The 16,774-nt window shown below is 71.9% G+C and carries 16 protein-coding genes and 1 pseudogene; 11 read left to right on the forward strand and 6 right to left on the reverse strand.

Annotation, left to right across the window (positions count from 1 at the left end; all coding sequences use genetic code 11):
- Positions 1-3: 3 nt before the first annotated feature.
- Positions 4-555 (forward strand): annotated as a pseudogene (locus tag OG599_RS00435) (hypothetical protein); the annotation flags it as partial.
- A gap of 196 nt (positions 556-751) precedes the next feature.
- On the opposite strand, the gene OG599_RS00440 reads toward OG599_RS00435, so the two are convergent.
- Positions 752-1,609 carry an alpha/beta fold hydrolase gene (locus tag OG599_RS00440; protein ID WP_327173866.1) on the reverse strand — a complete coding sequence of 286 codons (858 nt, stop codon included), beginning with the start codon at positions 1,607-1,609 and terminating at the stop codon, positions 752-754.
- Positions 1,610-1,709: 100 nt separating this feature from the next.
- Here OG599_RS00440 and OG599_RS00445 point away from each other — a divergent pair, with 100 nt between their 5' ends.
- Together OG599_RS00445 and OG599_RS00450 are read left to right on the forward strand one after the other, a co-directional pair.
- Positions 1,710-2,120, forward strand: a complete 411-nt coding sequence (locus tag OG599_RS00445; protein WP_327173867.1) for a winged helix-turn-helix transcriptional regulator — start codon at positions 1,710-1,712, stop codon at positions 2,118-2,120.
- A gap of 518 nt (positions 2,121-2,638) precedes the next feature.
- Positions 2,639-3,133 (forward strand): PaaI family thioesterase, encoded by a 495-nt coding sequence (locus OG599_RS00450; RefSeq protein ID WP_327173868.1) that lies wholly within the window; start codon positions 2,639-2,641, stop codon positions 3,131-3,133.
- Between the two features lie 33 nt (positions 3,134-3,166).
- Here the strand turns inward: OG599_RS00450 and OG599_RS00455 are convergent, their stop codons facing one another.
- Positions 3,167-3,829 carry a class II aldolase/adducin family protein gene (locus OG599_RS00455; RefSeq protein ID WP_327173869.1) on the reverse strand — a complete coding sequence of 221 codons (663 nt, stop codon included), beginning with the start codon at positions 3,827-3,829 and terminating at the stop codon, positions 3,167-3,169.
- Complete coding sequence (otnK, locus tag OG599_RS00460; protein WP_327173870.1) at positions 3,826-5,115, reverse strand: 3-oxo-tetronate kinase; 1,290 nt, start codon at positions 5,113-5,115, stop codon at positions 3,826-3,828. The genes OG599_RS00455 and otnK overlap by 4 nt, the downstream gene beginning before the upstream one ends.
- Positions 5,116-5,319: 204 nt before the next feature.
- Here otnK and OG599_RS00465 point away from each other — a divergent pair, with 204 nt between their 5' ends.
- The 3 genes from OG599_RS00465 to OG599_RS00475 all read left to right on the forward strand — a co-directional run bounded on the left by OG599_RS00465 (position 5,320) and on the right by OG599_RS00475 (position 8,967).
- A complete protein-coding gene (locus tag OG599_RS00465) occupies positions 5,320-6,729 on the forward strand; it encodes a homoserine dehydrogenase (protein ID WP_327173871.1) in 1,410 nt (469 codons plus the stop codon).
- Complete coding sequence (locus OG599_RS00470) at positions 6,729-8,087, forward strand: GntT/GntP/DsdX family permease (RefSeq protein WP_327173872.1); 1,359 nt, start codon at positions 6,729-6,731, stop codon at positions 8,085-8,087. Before OG599_RS00465 ends, OG599_RS00470 begins: the two co-directional genes overlap by 1 nt.
- 88 nt (positions 8,088-8,175) lie before the next feature.
- Entirely contained in the window at positions 8,176-8,967 is a 792-nt protein-coding gene (locus tag OG599_RS00475; RefSeq protein ID WP_327173873.1) for a DeoR/GlpR family DNA-binding transcription regulator, read from the forward strand.
- Between the two features lie 92 nt (positions 8,968-9,059).
- Here OG599_RS00475 and OG599_RS00480 read toward each other — a convergent pair whose 3' ends face one another.
- A complete protein-coding gene (locus OG599_RS00480; RefSeq protein WP_327173874.1) occupies positions 9,060-9,824 on the reverse strand; it encodes an SDR family oxidoreductase in 765 nt (254 codons plus the stop codon).
- 303 nt (positions 9,825-10,127) lie between these two features.
- Here OG599_RS00480 and OG599_RS00485 point away from each other — a divergent pair, with 303 nt between their 5' ends.
- The 3 genes from OG599_RS00485 (at position 10,128) to OG599_RS00495 (ending at position 14,006) form a co-directional block, all read left to right on the forward strand.
- Positions 10,128-10,853 (forward strand): ScbR family autoregulator-binding transcription factor, encoded by a 726-nt coding sequence (locus OG599_RS00485; RefSeq protein WP_327173875.1) that lies wholly within the window; start codon positions 10,128-10,130, stop codon positions 10,851-10,853.
- A gap of 5 nt (positions 10,854-10,858) precedes the next feature.
- Entirely contained in the window at positions 10,859-11,767 is a 909-nt protein-coding gene (locus tag OG599_RS00490) for a quinone oxidoreductase family protein (RefSeq protein ID WP_327173876.1), read from the forward strand.
- A 211-nt stretch (positions 11,768-11,978) separates the two neighbouring features.
- Positions 11,979-14,006: an ATP-binding protein gene (locus tag OG599_RS00495; RefSeq protein ID WP_327173877.1), complete on the forward strand. Its 2,028-nt coding sequence runs from the start codon at positions 11,979-11,981 to the stop codon at positions 14,004-14,006.
- 109 nt (positions 14,007-14,115) lie between these two features.
- On the opposite strand, the gene OG599_RS00500 is transcribed toward OG599_RS00495, so the two are convergent.
- Positions 14,116-14,946: a PepSY domain-containing protein gene (locus OG599_RS00500; protein WP_327173878.1), complete on the reverse strand. Its 831-nt coding sequence runs from the start codon at positions 14,944-14,946 to the stop codon at positions 14,116-14,118.
- Between the two features lie 269 nt (positions 14,947-15,215).
- Here OG599_RS00500 and OG599_RS00505 point away from each other — a divergent pair, with 269 nt between their 5' ends.
- Positions 15,216-15,464: a DUF6296 family protein gene (locus OG599_RS00505; RefSeq protein ID WP_327173879.1), complete on the forward strand. Its 249-nt coding sequence runs from the start codon at positions 15,216-15,218 to the stop codon at positions 15,462-15,464.
- A gap of 10 nt (positions 15,465-15,474) precedes the next feature.
- Positions 15,475-15,912 carry a protein-tyrosine phosphatase family protein gene (locus OG599_RS00510; RefSeq protein WP_327173880.1) on the forward strand — a complete coding sequence of 146 codons (438 nt, stop codon included), beginning with the start codon at positions 15,475-15,477 and terminating at the stop codon, positions 15,910-15,912.
- Here OG599_RS00510 and lepB read toward each other — a convergent pair.
- Positions 15,882-16,730 carry a signal peptidase I gene (gene lepB, locus OG599_RS00515; RefSeq protein WP_327173881.1) on the reverse strand — a complete coding sequence of 283 codons (849 nt, stop codon included), beginning with the start codon at positions 16,728-16,730 and terminating at the stop codon, positions 15,882-15,884. The genes OG599_RS00510 and lepB overlap by 31 nt on opposite strands.
- Between the last annotated feature and the right edge of the window lie 44 nt (positions 16,731-16,774).

Genomic DNA, 16,774 nt, shown 5'->3' on the forward strand with positions numbered 1-16,774 from the left:
GGAATGCCGTTCCAGAACAAGCGTGGAACAACGTTCCAATTATGTCGAAAGGGAGGAGTGACACCGCCCACGACGCGCAAGAAGCCCGAGCGACGCACCAACCCCCTCTCCCGCGAGCGGGTCGTCGATGCCGCTGTCGACCCGCTGGACGCGGCAGGCGAAAGCGGATTGACCTTCCGGGCGACCGAGAGGCACCCCTGGCTCGCTCCCCAGATCACCGCCCAGCTCGCCCACAACCCCACCGGCCCGGTGACGGCCCGCGTCTTCGAGGACATCGGCCGCCAGGGGTCTGCTCCCGACGGACCCACGAGCAGTCGGTTCAGCGCGACGTCCGCCCTGATGCACTACCTCCTCGGCGCCGCCGGCCAGAACGCCGCGAACCTCGAACGCGCCCGCAGCCTCGGACCGGAAGCCGATCGCAACTCCTGCATGGACACCGTGGCGGACGCATGGAAACAGCTCAGCCCCGAGGACTACCCCTTCACCCGAGCCATCGCCGACCACGGACTCGACCACGACGACCGGACACGGTTCCTGGCCGGTATCGACCTCATCTCTCAGATGCAGAGCATCGTCACCAACCTCCGTGGGCAGAACACCTGGGCGGCGCCGCAAGGGGTCCCCGGGTGGCTCGCGGAGGGCGGGGCGCAGCTCTTCGCGGATCGCGGAGGAGTGGACGAGGAGGCGGCCCGGACGATGACCACGGACCGGCCAGGACCGCCACCTGGCCCGAACCACAGCACGCCACCGATCACTTCGGCAGATCTGCGGAGAGGAAGGGTGCGAGGAGCGCGAACAGCGCGTCGGTCCGGTCGAGGGGGATGATGTGGCCGCAGTCCTGGAGTTGGTGTCCGATCAGGTCATCGGTGAGGGGACGGAGTTGGTGTTCGAGCCCGGCGCCGACGGGGTGTGAGCCGATGGCCAGGGTGGGCATGGTCAGCCGGGTCGTCGTGACGGCCTCATGGATCTGCTGGGCACTGGTGGGCAGGGCCCGGTAGTAGGAGAAGGCGCAGCGCAGGGCTTCACTGCCGGTGTATGCGTGGACGAAGGCCGCCCGGATGTCGTCGGGGACTCCTCGCCCGCGCGTCCCCAGGTCGAGGAACCAGTCGATGTACGGGGCTTCGTTTCCGGTCAGGACGGTCTCGGCGAGGCCGGGGACGGCGTGGAAGCCGAACCACCACGGGGTGCCGCCCGCGAGGCCGTGCTCTGCTCCGGGCAGGCGGCCGAGCAGCGCCTCCATCACGACCAGGCGCCGGACGAGGCCGGGTCGCCGCAGCGCGAGCAGTACGGCAGGGGCGGTGCCCGCGTCGATGCCGACCACCGCTGCCGAGGGCTCGCCGAGCGCGTCGAGCAGTCCTTCGGCGTCGGCGGCGAGCGTGCCTGCGTCGTACCCGTCGGTGGCACGTTCACTGGCGCCGAAGCCGCGGAGGTCCGGGGCTATGACCCGGTACTGCCCGGCCAGTCGGCCCATGATTCCGCTCCAGAGTTGCCACGTGTGCGGGAAGCCGTGCAGCAGGAGGACCGCAGGTCCGTCCCCGGCGATTGCGACATTGAGTTGGACGCCGTTGGTGGTGATGCGGCGTAGTCGGGGGGTGGTGGCGACGGGCATGACGGCTCCTCCGGCTGGTTACCATGGGTGACCACAGAACGATAGGTAACTCTCCGGCCGCTTCCTAGACGGCACTTTCAGGGAAGGTGGTGAGCCACAGGTGACCACCCGAGGAGCCCGGTCCACCGGTCGCGGGATACGCGGCGATCTGTTCGATCCCCGTTGCCCGACACGGCAGTTGCTGGACCGCATCGGTACGAAGTGGACGTCCATGGCCGTCAAGACGCTCGCCGACGCCGCACCGGACGAGGTGCGTTTCGCGGAGCTGAGACGCCGGATGCCCGGCGTCTCGCAGAAGATGCTGTCCGTGACGCTGCGAAGCCTGACCCGCGACGGGCTGGTGTCGCGCCGGGTCGAACCGACAGTGCCGCCACGTGTCTTCTACCGGCTCACCGGACTCGGGCTGTCCCTGGAAGCCGCGCTTTCGGGGCTGCGGACGTGGGCGGAGGAGCACATGGCCGAGATCGACCACGCCAACGAAGCCGCCGACCAGGAGGCGGAGGAGGGGTAGGCGGGCCGGTGCGGCGACGAGGCGCAGCAGACCGACGGCGGCGATCGTGCCGGAACTCACGACGGTGACCGGCGCCCCTTTCGCCACCTGCCCGTACAACCCGGCTCGACAACACGGTGATGTCGGTGACGGTCGTCGGGCCGGCGGTGATCGCGATCGGCGTGCAACTGCTCGGGGACGTACTGGCGCGGGTCATGCGGAAGTGACGCGCGAAGGTGTCCGTGGTCCGTGGCGGATCGGTGCCGGGTGTGTCGGATACGGTGCATCGCGGCGAAGGGCTGTCCCGTGCTCCGTGGTGGATCGGTGCGCGGCGTCGGATGCGGTGCGCCACAAGGCGGAGGAGCGATTCGCATACTGGATGTACGCGGACGTTCCGACAACGCGGCGAGGTGCCGTATCGGACGCCGCGCACCCGCCGGGGATCGCGGGACAGCACTGAGGCGCCGTAGCTGCCGTCGCGCCCCCGCCGGGGAGTACGGGGCAGCCTCAGGTGAACACGAGCGGCGGGAGCGCAGCAGATGGGCCGGACACGCACGTACGACTGGGAAGACCCGTCGGTCTCGGCCGGTGCCGTGGGGGCGGCGACCGGCCTGGAGATGCTGCGCGACCTCGTGGCCGGGCGTCTCCCCAGCCCGCCGATCAGCCGGATGATGGGCTTCCGGATCACCGAAGTGGACGTCGGGCGGGCGGTGTTCACCCTGGAACCGGGCGAGGAGCACTACAACCCGATCGGCAGTGTCCACGGCGGTGTGTACGCGACGCTGCTCGACTCGGCGGCCGGCTGTGCCGTGCACTCGGTGCTGCCCGCCGGGGTGGGGTACACCTCGCTCGACCTCAACGTGAAGTTCCTCCGGACGATCACGGCGGAAACCGGGACCGTACGGGCGGTGGGCACCGTCCTCAAGAACGGCCGCACCACCTGCCTGGCCCAGGCGGAGCTCCTCGACGAGGAGGACCACCTCCTCGCCCACGCGACCAGCACCTGCCTGCTCGTCCCGCTGAAACCGCGGTAGGCCGGCCCGCACACTGCCCGGCGCCGAGCCGCCTCAGGCCCGGGCGCCGGTGCCGCTGCCGGCGCCCCAGGGTGACGCGTACTTGGCGGCGAGCAGCGCCGATTCCTCGGGGCTGAGGAGGCGGGCCGGCCGGTCGCCCAGGGCCAGGAGGAGCGCGGAGACCTCCTCCAGTTCGACCGCCGACTCGACCGCTGCCCCCATGTCGGTGCCCGCGACCACCGGCCCGTGGTTCTGCAACAGTGCCGCCCGCAGCGGGAAGCCGAGGCCGGCGAGATGCTCCGCCTGTGCGGCGTCGCCCGGCGGTGCGTACGGGAGGAGGGGCGTCTGGCCGACCCGCATGACGAAGTACGGCGTCAGCGGTGGGACGGCGCTCCGCGGCGACCAGGGTGGGAGGCAGGAGACCGCGGTGGCGTGGCGGGAGTGCAGGTGCACCACGGCGCCGGCTTCGGGGTTCCTGCGGTAGAAGGCCGTGTGGAGCGGGAACTCCTTGGAGGGGCGGGGCCCGTCGACGTACTGTCCGTCGGGGTCCAGGACGCTCAGCGCTCCGGGGTCGATACGGGCGAGGTCGGCGCCGGTCGGGGTGATCAGGATGTGCTCGCCGTCGCGGACGCTGAGGTTGCCGGAGGAGCCGGGGCTGAGGCCGAGGGCCGCGAAGTGTGCTCCGGCAGCCGCGAGGTCGGCTCGGGGGGTACTCATACCAGGACGCTCCAGGCTTCGGTGAAGATGGTCGTGTCGCCGAAGTTGCCGGACTTGAGCGCGAGGTCAACGGCGTGGTCGCGGTCGTGGACCCGGCCTTCGGCCCGGGCCCAGGCGACGCCCGGGGCGATCGGTGCTCCGATGCTCAGGGTGCGTACGCCGAGGGCGGTGACCACGGCGCCGGAGGTCTCACCGCCGGCGACCAGGAGTCGGCGGGCGCCCGCGTCGACGAGCCGGGCGGCGCAGGCGGCGAGGGTGCGTTCGACGAGTTCGGCGGCGGGTTCGGCGCCCGGAGGCGCGGCCTGCTGAAGGTCTCTCAGGTCGTCGACCGCGTAGATGAGCGGTGGCCGCTGCGGGTCGTCCTGCCAGCAGGCCCGTGCGAAGGCGACGAGGGCGTCGACGCTGCCGGTGAAGTCCGCCCGCAGTGCGACGAGGTCGAGCTTGTGGTGCGGGAGGCGGGTCCGCCCGTGGGCGACCTGGGCGCGGGTGGCGGAGGAGGCGCTGCCGGACAGTACGACGCCGGGGGCGCCGAGCGCGGAGGCGGGTGTGGCGCGCGCGGCGTCGGCGTCCGGGCGCGGACCGGTGAGGCCTAGCGCCAGCCCGGCGGCACCGGTGACCAGGGCGAGGTCCTCCGCCGCTGCGGAGACGGTGCGCAGATCGTCATCGGTGACCGCGTCGACGACGACGAGCGCGTCGGCCGACTCCGGCTCGTCCAGCGCCGCCTTCAGCGCGGCGACACCGGCCCGCACGGTGTCGAGACCGACGAGCCGTACCGGGTGGCCGGTCTGCGGGGCGAGGAGCCGCCCGACGTGGGAGTCCCGCATCGGGGTGAGCGGGTGGTGGCGCATCGGGCTGTCCTCCAGCAGCTCGCCGTGGACGGAGAGCAGCGCGTCCCGGACCGTGCGTCCGGTGGCCGGGAAGGAGGGGACGACGACGCTGCGCCGCTCACCGAGTTCGGCCAGGAGCGCGTCGGCGACCGGGCCGATGTTGCCGTGCGGGGTGGAGTCGAAGGTCGAGCAGTACTTGAAGTAGAAGCGTCGGCAGCCCGCGTCGCGCAGCGCGCGGAGGGACGCGAGGGAGTCGGCGACCGCCTCGCCGACGGGGGCGGTGCGTGATTTGAGGGCGACGACCAGGGCATCCGCGTCGCGGACCGCTGCTCCGCTCCGGCTGTCCGTGATGCCGTCGGGTCCGACGGTCACCACCGTCCGGTAGCCGCGCGCGACGAGCATGGTGGCGAGATCGGTTGCTCCGGTGAAGTCGTCGGCGATGGCCCCGAGCGTCGGCATCGGACGGACCCCCTTGCGTTGGGTGCGGTGCCGGGAGGGTGATCCATCGTCCGGCATGTGAAATTATGTTAACAGACTTTACGCATACGAGATCTGCTGATACATCTTGTTAACACGCTCCCCGGTGCCCTCGCGTCGCAGACCGCGACCGCCCCCGTTCGGAGCCGTTTCACCGCGTCCTGCGCCCGTCTAGGAGAGCCACCCATGAACGTGCACCACCTTTTCGCCGGCACCGGCGACCGGACCGTGCGGTACGCGCTGTCCGGAGCCGGCGGCGGCTTCGCCCGGACCCTGCTCGCCCAGACCCTGCGGATCGACCGGCTGGCACCCTCCGTCCTGTGCGACCGGGACGTGGAGCGCCTGGCGGAGATGCTTCTCGAACTCGGGTACGCCCCGGACGCCCTGCGCGTCTGTGCGGACGCGGACGAGGTCGCCCGGGCCGGCGAAGAGGGCCGGATCGCCCTGGTGCGCGAGGGCTCCCTGCTGCCGGCCGGTGCCTGGGACATCCTGGTGGAGGCGACCGGCAGCCCCGCCGACGGCTTCGCCATGGCGCGGGCCGCGCTGACCGCCGGGCGCCACGTCGCCATGGTGAGCAAGGAGGTCGACTCCGTCGCGGGTCTGCACCTCGCCGACCTCGCCCGGGACAACGGCGTCGTCTACACCACGGCCGACGGCGACCAGCCGGCCAACCTCATCGCGCTGGTGACCTGGGCCGAGCTGCTGGGCCTCGACATCGTGGCCATCGGCAAGTCCAGCGAGTACGACCTCGTCCTCGACCCGGAAGCCGGTACGGTCACCCAGCTCGACACCACCGTCCCCGCACCGGAGCTGGCCGGGCTTCTCTCCCTCGGCGACGACCCGCGGTCCACTCTGGCCGCACGGGCCGCAGCGGTGTCCGCGCTGCCGGTCGGCGCCACCGCCGACTACTGCGAGATGGCCGTCGTCGCGACCAACACCGGCTTCCGGCCCGACACCGAGCGCCTCCACTACCCGGTCGCGCGGATCGCCGAACTCGCCGACGTCTACGCCCTGCGCGAGGACGGTGGCGTGCTGCGCCGCCCCGGCGCCGTCGACGTCTTCAGCGCGCTGCGGCTGCCGGACGAGGCGTCGTTCGCGGGCGGCGTGTTCGTCGTCGTACGGACCGGCGACCCGGTGACCTGGGAGACGCTGCGGGGCAAGGGGCACGTCGTCAGCCGGGACGGCCGGTACGCCGCGATCTACCTCCCGTACCACCTCATGGGGGTCGAGACCCCCGTCTCGCTGCTCTCCGCGGTGCTGCACGGCCGGCCCTCGGGGGGCACCGACCCGCGCGGACACGCCGTACTCGCCGGCCGCGCCCGGCACGACCTGCCGGCCGGCACCGTGCTGGAGATGGGCGGCCACCACCACGACGTCACCGGCGTGCGGGCCGTCCTGCTGCGCGACGAGGACACCCCCGCCGACACCGCCCCGCTCTACCTGGCGGCCCACGCCACCCTGATCCGTGACGTCCGGGCCGGCGAACTCCTCACGCTCGCGGATCTCGCCGACGCCGACGCCGACCTGCTGCACGCCTGGACCGCCGGACGCGCCTCCCGCGCCACCGGCTCCTCCCCCGCCCCTGCGAGCCGTTGATGAGTACGGATCTCCAGCACCTCCTGCTGGGCGTCGCCGCCGTCGTCGTCCTCATCCTTCTGATCACGAAGGCCAAACTCCACCCGTTCCTGGCACTCGCCCTGTCCGCCCTCGGCCTCGGGCTCGCGGCGGGCATCGGTCCCGGCGACACCGTCGCGCACTTCCAGGACGGCTTCGGCGACGCGCTGAAGAGCACCGGCCCCACCATCGGCCTGGGCACCATCCTCGGCGGCATCCTGCTGGGCTCGGGCGGCGCCGACCGAATAGCCACCGTCTTCATCGGCGCCCGTCCGGTGAAGTGGATTCCCACGGCGATCACCGCCGCGGCGCTCCTGATCGGCATGCCGCACCTGTTCGACGTCAGCTTCGTGATGCTGGTGCCGCTCGTCTACGCGGTGGCCAAGCGCACCGGGACGCACCTGCTGTACGTGGGGCTTCCGATGGCGGCGGGCCTGTACATCTCGCACGGGCTGTTGCCCCCGCATCCCTCCCCCACGCTGGCGGTCTCCGCGTACGGCGCGAACACCGGCCTCACCATCATGTACGGCCTGATCATCGGCATCCCGATCGCCGTGATCAGCGGACCGCTGCTCACCAGGTTCGCCTCCCGGTGGTTCGGCCCCGCGCCCGACCTGGACAACGGGCCGGTTCCCGAGCCGGGCCCCGCGCCGGAGAACCAGCGTCGCCCGGCGTCCTTCGCGCTGGCGCTGATCACCGTGCTGCTGCCGCCGCTGCTCATGCTGATCGGCACCGTGGGCACCTCCAACACGACCGAAGGCTCCCTCCCCTACGCGTTCTTCGAAGCGTGCGACTCCTCGGTGATCTCGCTGCTCGCCGCCGTGGTCTTCGCGTTCTTCGCCCTGGGCCTGCGCTCCGGCTTCGGTCTCGGCCAGCTCCAGAAGATGGCGGGCAAGGGCCTCGGCCCGGTCGGCGGGATCGTGCTGATCCTCGGCGCCGGGGGCGGCCTCAAGGCGATGCTCACCGCGACGGGCATCGACAAGCTGATCTCGGACTACGCCGTCCACTGGTCGATCCCGCCGCTGCTGCTCGCGTGGCTGGTCGCGGCCCTGCTGCGGATCTGCCTGGGATCGGCGACCGTCGCCACCGCCGCGGCCACCGGCATCGTGGCGCCTCTCATCGGCGCGTACCCCGGCCTCTCGCCGGAACTGCTGGTCCTCGCGACGGCCTCCGGCGCGGTGATGCTTTCGCACGTCAACGACTCCGGCTTCTGGCTCTTCAAGGAGTACTACCAGCTGTCGGTGGCGCAGACGTTCCGTACCTGGACGCTCATGCTGTCGCTGCAGTCGCTGCTCAGCCTCGGCGGGGTCCTGCTGCTCAGCACGTTCGTCGGTTCCTGAACGCCGAGCCCTTTTGGGTCCTCCGCACCGGGAACGGCACAATCGAGCAGCGACCGGCGGTGGTCGTGAGAAGAAAGGTATTCCGTAGATGGCCGACGAAGAGCCCTTGCCCCTGATCCCCGATCAGCGGCGCGAACTGCTGGTGAAGCACTTGCGCCGTGACGGAGTGCTCAGCGTGCAGCAGATCACTCAGATCTTCGGGGTCTCGCACATGACGGTCCGCCGCGACATCGCCGAACTGGAGCGGCAGGGCCTCGTGTTCTCCGTGCCCGGCGGTGTCCGGATCGCCAGCCATCTCCAGAGCGAGCCCAGCTTCCAGGCGAAGTCGCTCGTGGAACAGCCGGAGAAGAAGGCCATGGCGGCGAACGCGGCGGAGCTCGTACGGGAGGGCATGACGGTCTATCTGGACGCCGGCACGACCCTGCTGGCGATGGTTCCGCTGCTGGCGCGTCACGAGTCGCTGACGGTCGTCACCAACGACTTCACGACCGTGGACCGGCTGATGTCCTTCACCCACCTCGACGTCATACACATCGGCGGACAGGTGGACCCGTCGAACCGGTCGAGCGTCGGCCGCCTGGCCGCCACCACGCTGCGGCAGCTCGCCCTGGACATCGCCTTCATCAGCACCAGCTCCTGGGACCTGCTGCGCGGGGTGACCACTCCGTCGGCCGCCAAGGTGGAGGTCAAGCAGGCCGCGATGGAGTGCACGGGGAGTTCCGTGCTCGTCGCGGGCTCCTCGAAGTTCGGCACCTTCGGCAAGTTCCGGGTGGCCCCGCTCGGCGCGTTCGACACCGTCGTCACGGACGACGCGCTGGCCGAGGCCGCGGCCGAAGGGATCCGCGCCGGCGGTGTGGACCTGCGTCTGGCGCGTGTCTGAGCGGCCCCGCCGACACCTCCACGGTGCCCTTCCCCTCTCCGACCGGTTCGTCCGCGGCCCGGACGGGGGAAGGGCACTCGGCGTCGAGGCCGTCAGAGCTTGCTGCCGCCGGTGGCGTCGATGTACTGGCCGGTGATCCACCGGGAGTCGTCGGACGCCAGGAACGCGACGATGTCGGCGATGTCGTCGGGGCGGCCGATCCGGTCGAAGGCGGAGAGCGCGGCGATCGCGCTGCGCGCCTCCTCGGTGGCGCGCCGGGAGGCGTTCATCTCCGTCTCCACGAACCCCGGCGCCACGGCGTTCACCGTGATGCCGCGGGGGCCCAGTTCCTCCGCCAGGGTGCGGGTCAGGGAGTCGACCGCCCCCTTGCTCATCGAGTACGCGAGGGTGCGCGGCAGCGCCCTCCTGCTCGCGGCGGAGGAGATGTTGACGATGCGGCCGCCCTCCCCCATCCGCTTCAGCGCCTCCTGGATGACGAACAGCGGGGCCCGGGTGTTGACCGCGATCAGCCGGTCGAAGTCCTCGGCCCGCAGATCCGCGATGCGCGCGGAGATGCTGACGGCGGCGTTGTTGACCAGGATGTCGAGCTCCGGTCCGGCCCCCTGCTCGCGGGCTCCCGCGTCGAAGGCGTCGAACAGGGCCCGGACGTCTCCGTCGACGCCGAGCTCGGCCCGTACCGGGAAGGAGCGTCCGCCGTCGTCGCGGATGCCGGCGACGGTCCGCGCGGCGGCCTCCTCGTTGCTCGCGTAGTGGACGGCGACGAGTGCGCCGTCCGCGGCGAGGCGTCTGGCGATCCCGCGTCCGATGCCGCGGCTCGCCCCGGTCACCAGCGCCGTCCTGCCCTTGAGGGATCCCATGCGTGCCCAGCTCCGTTCGTCCGGCGGCCGGTCCGCCGGGTTCATGAACCGTACAGGCATCCGTCGGACGGGTGGCCGCAGAGGGGGAAGGGCCGCTCGGACGGGGTGGGCGGACCCTGCGGCGGCGGGCGTCGGACCGTCCTCGGCCGGGAGGTGCCGGCCCGTCATATGCCGTTCCGATCAAGGGAGTCAGGGCCCTCGAGCAGGGGTAACATACCGGCGCGCCTGTTTCGCGCCCGTCCTCCTCATGAGACGCGCCGCGCGCGGCAGGGGGACCGGGGGAACGGATCGAAGGAGTCGGGCATGGCACAGCAGGAGCGGGCCATCAGAACGCGCTACACCGTGCTGGAGGCCGCGGCGGTGGTGTTCGCGTCCAACGGGTACGAAGCATCCACCATCAGCGAGATCATGTCCCTGGCCGGAGTCACCAAGGGGGCCTTGTACTTCCACTTCTCGGGCAAGGAGGCGCTGGCGCACGCGGTGCTCCAGCACGCCGTCATCATCAAGCCGGACAATCCGGTGAAGATGCAGGCCATCGTGGATCTGGGCCTGCTCCTCGCGTACCGGCTGCCGCGGGAACCGTTACTCCAGGGGGCGGCGCGGCTGGCCGCGGACCAGAACGCGCGGCCGTTCTTCGGCGGACCGTGGCCGCAGTGGCGGGACGTCATCGCGACTCTGCTGACCGAGGGGCGCTCCCAGGGCGAGGTGTTCGAGCACATCGACCCGCTGGAGACCGCGAACGTGCTGGTGGGCGCGTTCACCGGATTACAGCTCGTCTCCACCACCGTGGACAGACCGGACAGTCTGCTCCTCCTCGCCTCCGACCTGTACCGGCTGGTCCTGCCCGGCATCGCCGTACCGGGAGTGCTGCGGGTGCTCTCCACCGGTCCGGACCGGGCCCATCACGTGTTCGACGAACTGGGGCGGCCCAGCTGGGACCTCTCGGTGACGTTCGATAGCGTGCCCGGTGCCTCGTTCCCGGCGCTGACCGGGCAGGTGGGCGCTCCTGTTCCCCCGTTGAAACGGTGACACGCATGCACGCGATCCAAGTCCGCAGATCAGGCGGCCCCGAGGTGCTGGAGTACACGGAGGTACCCGACCCCGTCGCCGCGGAGGGGCGGTCGTTGCTCGACGTCGAGGCGGTCGGCGTGAACTTCGTGGACACCTTGGTCACCGACGGCACGTACCCCACCCCGGGCGGCCACCCGTTCGTTCCCGGTACGGAGGTCGTCGGACGCACCGAGGACGGCCGGCGGGTCCTGGCAAGGGTGCGGTCCGGATACGCGGAACGGGTGAGCGCGGATCCCGCCTCCATGGTCGGCCTCCCCGAGGAACTCGACGCCGGGCAGGCACTGGCGCTGCTGACACAGGGGCTCACCGCCTGGCACCTGCTGAAGTCGGCGGCCCGGCTGGTACCGGGCGAGAGCGTGGTGGTGCACGCGGCCGCCGGCGGGGTGGGCAATCTGGCGGTGCAGCTGGCCCGGGAGTTCGGCGCCGGCCGTGTCGTGGCGGTGGCCTCGACGCCCGAGAAGCGTGCCGCCGCCCTGAAGGCGGGGGCGGACGAGGCGGTGGAGTACCCGCTCGCCGGGAAGGCGGACATCGTGCTGGACGCCTCCGGGGGCGCGCTCTTCGACCGGGGCCTCGCCTCGCTCGCGGAACACGGCAGGATCGTCACCTACGGCAACGCCTCCAGGTCCGCGCCGGCGCCGCTGGACACGGGCCGGCTCCTGATGCTGAACGTGTCGGTGACCGGTTTCCAGCTGGGCAGGTCGCTCTCCCGCCCGGGCGCCTTCTCGACGGCGCTCGGCGAGCTTCTCGACCTGACGCTGCGGGGCCGGCTGACGCCCCTCACCGGTGGCGTCCGTCCGCTGGCGGAAGCCCGGCGCGCGCACGAGGACCTGCTGGCGCGCCGCACCGTGGGGAAGCTGGCGCTGCGGCCCTGAGCCGGAGTGCGCGCGGTCCCCGGCGCGTGACCCGGCGCGCGCGATGTGGGCCCCGTGCCGTACCGGCTCCGTGCGAGGGTCCTCCGGTCCGTCGGCGCCACGGACATTCACGCCAATTCCTGGCTCCTGAGGCGTCGTATGTCGGCCGTTTTTGATTGCTTGCGCACAAGGGGAGGAGGCGCGCCCCCGTGAGAGGCAGGATGACCCCGTGATGGGCAACCCACCCGCCGTCACGACCAGTTTCATCGGCAGAAGCGGTGAGCTGGCCCGGACCGAGCGGGCACTGGACGAACACCGGCTGGTCACTCTCACGGGTCCCGGCGGCATAGGCAAGAGCCGGCTCGCGCTCCATGTCGCGGGGCGAATAGCGGGTCGCTTCGCCGGTGGGGTCTGCTGGGCCGATCTCTCGCACCTGCACGGTGACGCGTCGCTGACGACCGCCGTCTGCGACGCGGTAGGTCTGCTGGACCACAGTCGGCGCCGTCCCGTGGAGGCGCTGAGCGCGTGGCTCGCGGATCAGCGGCTGCTGCTCGTCCTGGACTGCTGCGAAAGGGTCCTGACGGCCTGCCGGGATCTCGTGGAGCGGCTGCTCGCCGCCGCGCCGGGACTCACCGTGCTCGTGACCAGCCGGGAACCCCTGGACGTGGCGGGCGAGTACGCCGTGGACGTGCCGCCGCTGGCCACCGGGGGCGACGCACAGCGCCTCTTCCGCGAGCGGGCGGCGCTCACCGCCCCGGCCCGGCGGCTCGACGCGCCCCGGGCGGCGGCGGCGGTGGGAGAGATCTGCCGACGTCTGGAAGGCATTCCGCTCGCCGTCGAACTCGCCTGCGCCCGGTTGCGGGAGTCGGAGGTGGAGGAGCTCCTCGAACTGCTCGCCTCCCGGCTCGACACGCTCGTGGACGACACGACCTGGCCCCGGCGTCACCGGGCGCTGCGCACGACGATCGGCTGGAGCCACGAGCTCTGCGCGCCGCTCGAACGGCTGCTGTGGGCCCGGCTCTCCGTCTTCCACGGAGGGATCCGGCTGGCGGACGCGCAGGCGGTCTGCTCCGGAGGACCGCTCACCCCGGAGGAGGTGGCGCGCGGCCTGGAGCGGCTGGCCGCGCAGTCGGTGCTGCAGCGGGACGGCGCCGGCTTCCGCATGCTGGACACGCTGCGCGAGTACGGGGCCATGTGGCTGCGGGAACTGGCGGAGGACGGGGTGCTCGCCGACCGGCACGCCGCGCACTTCGCCGGGGTCACGGACGAGTCGCACCGGGGGTGGCTGGGCCCCCGCCAGCTCGCGCGCTACCGGCGCATGGACGAGAGCCACACGGATCTGTCGGCCGCTCTGGACCACCTCCTGGTGGCCTCCCCCGCGCTGGCCCTGCGCATGGCGGGGCAGGCCGGGCTGTTCTGGAGCTGCTGCGGCCACCTCCACCAGGCGCGCTCCTATCTGGAACGGGTCCTCGCCCTGCACCCGGGCGGTGGCCGGGACCGGACCCGGGCCCTGTGGGCCCTCGGTGTCACTCTCACTCTTCAGGGGGATCACGGAGCGGCGTCGGAGGTGGGGGAGGAGTGCGCCCGCTGCGCGCGGGAGGACGCGGATGCCGAATCGATCCTTTCCGCCGCGCACACGGTGAGCTTCAACCACCTCATGGCGGGCCGGCCGCAGGCGGCGCTGGCGGTGAGCGACGGCGCGCTGCGCGAACTGCCGGTGGAACCCGCCGTCGCTCCGTCCGTCCTGCGCTGCCGGGTGATACGCCTGTTCGCGCTGACGGCCCAGGGCCGGCTGGAGGAGGCGTACGGAGACGCCGTCGGGCTCCAGCGGATCAGCCTGGAGTACGGGGACCGCTGGGCGCGCGGCTACGCGGACCACCAACTGGCGCTCATACACATGATGCACGGCCGGCCGCGGGACGCGGAGGTCCATGCCCGCGCCATGCTGACCAGCAAGCACCAGCTCCAGGACAGTCTCGGGATCGCTCTCGCGCTGGACCTGCTCGCCGGTGCCATCGCAGCTCAGGGCGACGGCGTGGGCGCGGCGCGCACCCTGGGGACGGGGCAGACGTTCTGGCGGATGGTCGGCCACCCGCACCGCGGCACTCCGGAGCTGGGCGCGATCCGCGACCGGTGGGAGCGCCTCGCGCGCGAGGCGGCGGGCCATTCGGCGTACGAGACGGCATACGACCGGGCGCTCAAGGACACCGCGGAGCACGGCTTGGCCCACGCGCTGCGCCCCGAGCGGCGTCAGGCCTGACCTGTCCGAGGCTCCCGGGCGTCGAACGGCCGCGAGTAGGTCGCAGAAACAGCGATTCGGTGGTGTGCACGGGCGGCACACCACCGAATCGGAGGTAACGGTCGGGGAATCAGTTCTCTTCGGTCTCCTCGGTCACTTCGCCGACGATCGTTCCCTTGGCGGCGTCGATCTCGAAGTCGGTCTGGTTCCAGTCGGAGCCGACCACGTCGGCCTGCCAGACGAGGACGTCGTCGTCGTTCTCGTCCAGCCCGATCGAGGTCACCCAGCCCTTCTGCTTGTCGGTGGCCACCTTCGCCGCCTGCTCCGGCGTCTGGGTGGCCTTGCCGATCATCTCGGCCAGCCGGCTCTTGTCGTCGGCGGACTGGTTGTCGTCCTCGGTGGTGTCCAGGACCTTGCCGGTGACGGCGTTGATCCGGACGGTGTGCGCGGTGCCGTCCTTCTCCGCGACCTCCGCGACCCACTCGGGGTCACCGGGGCTCGCGCTGGGGCTGGCGCTACCCGTAGGGCTGGGGCTGCCGGTCGGGCTCGGGCTGCCCGTGGGGCTCGGGCTGCCGGACGGGCTGGGGCTGGGGCTGGCGTCATCGTCGTCGTCGAGCCCGCCGAGCTCCAGGTCGACCAGCTTGCTGCCGGAGACCGCGTCCACCGCGGTCGTGGCCGCCTTGTCGAAGGTGATCTTCGTGGCGTCGAGCACGTCCTTGCGCTTCTGCTGCTCCTGCGTCAGCTTCGTCGCGGACGGGCTGGGAGAGGCCGGGGTGGTGGTCGCCTGGTGCGGTACGACCTTGGCGGCCTCCGAGGTCGCCGACGCCGACACGGAGTCACCGTCCGATCCGCAGCCCGTGACCGTCGCCGAGGCGAGGACGGCGCACACGACGGCGCCGACCGCGCGGAGAGTGCGGGCACGCGAGGAGACACGGTTCGTCTGTGGGGGATCAAGTCTCATGTGCGCATGCCTAGCCCGGTCGGCGCCCAGTCATGTTGTGCCCCGGCGCCGAGTCACCCGATCGACCGGACCGCTCCGCCCGTTGGGCTCGTCCGCCGTCCCCGCGTCCCGGACAATGACGTCGCCGCCCTGGCCGCTCCGGCCGCCCCGGCCGGGCGCCCGTTGAGCGGCCGAACCTGCCCTTCCCTTGACCGGGCGCGGAGGGCGACGCTGGGAAACAATGGAATCCAAGGGGTCCGGCGTCCGTCGTGCCCGATCGGGAGGCCCACATGGACTATCCGGAACGTTTCGAGCTGATCTTCCAGACACTCGGCGCGGAGGACGACGTAGTCGTCGTCCGGATGACCGAGCGTGCGGGGGCGGGAGGACATCCCGTGTACGAGGACGAGACCGGCATCGTCCGCGCCGAGATCAGCGCCAGGGGCGAAGTACGGATGCTGGCCAGCGGCGGCCACCAGGTGCCCGGCGCACCGCTGCTGGCACGCCCCCTGAGCGCCGAGGTGCCGCCCGAGGAGTGAGAATGGGGGCATGAGCGAAGCATGGGATCCGGCCGCCCCGGGAGTTCTGCGGCTGCCCTCGGGACGCCTCGTGCGAGGCCGGGGGCTGCGTCGGCCGCTGCCCGAGGGCCGGCTCCCGGAGTTCTCCGTACACCTGCTGGGCCGTGAGCCCGGACCGGTGGCGTGGGAGTCGCGCTGGCTGCGCTGGCCCGACTTCCGCCTCCCGGCCGACCACGAGGCGGCCCGGGCCCTGCTGGACGAGGTGTGGGCCCGGGCCGCCGGCGAGCGCGTGGAGGTCGCGTGCGCGGGCGGCCGGGGGCGTACGGGCACGGCCCTGGCGTGCCTGGCGGTGCTGGACGGCGTCCGTCCGGACCAGGCCGTCGACTTCGTACGGAAGCACTACCACCCGGGCGCGGTGGAGACGCCGTGGCAGCGACGCTACGTCCTGCGCTTCGGGGAGTCGGGGTAGCTCGCCGCGGCGTCCGTGCCGCCCGCCGCCGTCCTTCGTCCCCGTCGCACCATTAGGAGCGGGAGCGCGCCGGCGACGGCCAGACCGCCGGGGACGGCCGCCGACTCGATGCCGGGCCGGCTGAAGGTCGCCGGAATCGGCAGGGTCGCCCAGCGGCCGACCGGCCAGGCGACCACGACGGCCCGTCCGACCACCTCGTCCTCGGGGACCATGCCGCCGTTCTTGTCGTGCTGGTGGTAGCGGGAGTCGACGGACGCCTGGCGGTGGTCGCCCATCACCCAGATCTTCCCGTCGGGGACGGTCACCTTGAACTCGCCGTCCCCGCCCGGGCTGCACGCGGTGTTGCCGGGATAGACGTACGGCTCGTCCAGCGCCTGCCCGTTGAGCCGGAGCGGGCCGGAGCCGGAGCACTCGACGGTGTCTCCGCCGACTCCGATCACCCGCTTGATCAGGTCCTTCTCCTCCGCCGACGGCATGAGCCCGACGAAGGTCAGCACCTGCTGCACCACGTTGGGCTGCTGGGCCTCGACGCCTGTCAGCCAGCCGTCGGGGTCGTGGAAGACGACGACCTCACCCCGTTCGGGCTCCGAGCCGAACCAGGGCGTCAGCTTGTCGACGAGGACCCTGTCTCCTTCCTGCAGGGTGTTCTGCATGGACTCGGAGGGGATGGAGAACGCCTGCACCAGGAACGTCTTGATGAGCAGCGCGAGGCAGAGCGCGACGACGACGAGGAGCGGGATCTCCACCCAGAGGGGGCGCTGCTTCTCCGGCCCGGCCTGCCTTCCCGGTTTCCTCCGCAAGACGTCCGTCCCTGTCATCGCACCGCTCCTCGACCATGCTCACCCTCCGCACCCGCTCGGTA

This window comes from Streptomyces sp. NBC_01335, from assembly GCF_035953295.1.
GTDB lineage: Bacteria > Actinomycetota > Actinomycetes > Streptomycetales > Streptomycetaceae > Streptomyces.

What these genes read in the sequence shown, in the direction of transcription:
- OG599_RS00470 (WP_327173872.1), top strand. Translation starts at nt 6,729, where the DNA reads ATGAGTACGGATCTCCAGCACCTCCTGCTGGGCGTCGCCGCCGTCGTC.
- OG599_RS00440 (WP_327173866.1), bottom strand. Translation starts at nt 1,609, where the DNA reads ATGCCCGTCGCCACCACCCCCCGACTACGCCGCATCACCACCAACGGC.
- OG599_RS00495 (WP_327173877.1), top strand. Translation starts at nt 11,979, where the DNA reads ATGGGCAACCCACCCGCCGTCACGACCAGTTTCATCGGCAGAAGCGGT.
- OG599_RS00465 (WP_327173871.1), top strand. Translation starts at nt 5,320, where the DNA reads ATGAACGTGCACCACCTTTTCGCCGGCACCGGCGACCGGACCGTGCGG.
- OG599_RS00455 (WP_327173869.1), bottom strand. Translation starts at nt 3,829, where the DNA reads ATGAGTACCCCCCGAGCCGACCTCGCGGCTGCCGGAGCACACTTCGCG.
- lepB (WP_327173881.1), bottom strand. Translation starts at nt 16,730, where the DNA reads ATGACAGGGACGGACGTCTTGCGGAGGAAACCGGGAAGGCAGGCCGGG.
- otnK (WP_327173870.1), bottom strand. Translation starts at nt 5,115, where the DNA reads ATGCCGACGCTCGGGGCCATCGCCGACGACTTCACCGGAGCAACCGAT.
- OG599_RS00485 (WP_327173875.1), top strand. Translation starts at nt 10,128, where the DNA reads ATGGCACAGCAGGAGCGGGCCATCAGAACGCGCTACACCGTGCTGGAG.
- OG599_RS00510 (WP_327173880.1), top strand. Translation starts at nt 15,475, where the DNA reads ATGAGCGAAGCATGGGATCCGGCCGCCCCGGGAGTTCTGCGGCTGCCC.
- OG599_RS00480 (WP_327173874.1), bottom strand. Translation starts at nt 9,824, where the DNA reads ATGGGATCCCTCAAGGGCAGGACGGCGCTGGTGACCGGGGCGAGCCGC.
- OG599_RS00450 (WP_327173868.1), top strand. Translation starts at nt 2,639, where the DNA reads ATGGGCCGGACACGCACGTACGACTGGGAAGACCCGTCGGTCTCGGCC.
- OG599_RS00505 (WP_327173879.1), top strand. Translation starts at nt 15,216, where the DNA reads ATGGACTATCCGGAACGTTTCGAGCTGATCTTCCAGACACTCGGCGCG.
- OG599_RS00500 (WP_327173878.1), bottom strand. Translation starts at nt 14,946, where the DNA reads ATGAGACTTGATCCCCCACAGACGAACCGTGTCTCCTCGCGTGCCCGC.
- OG599_RS00475 (WP_327173873.1), top strand. Translation starts at nt 8,176, where the DNA reads ATGGCCGACGAAGAGCCCTTGCCCCTGATCCCCGATCAGCGGCGCGAA.
- OG599_RS00490 (WP_327173876.1), top strand. Translation starts at nt 10,859, where the DNA reads ATGCACGCGATCCAAGTCCGCAGATCAGGCGGCCCCGAGGTGCTGGAG.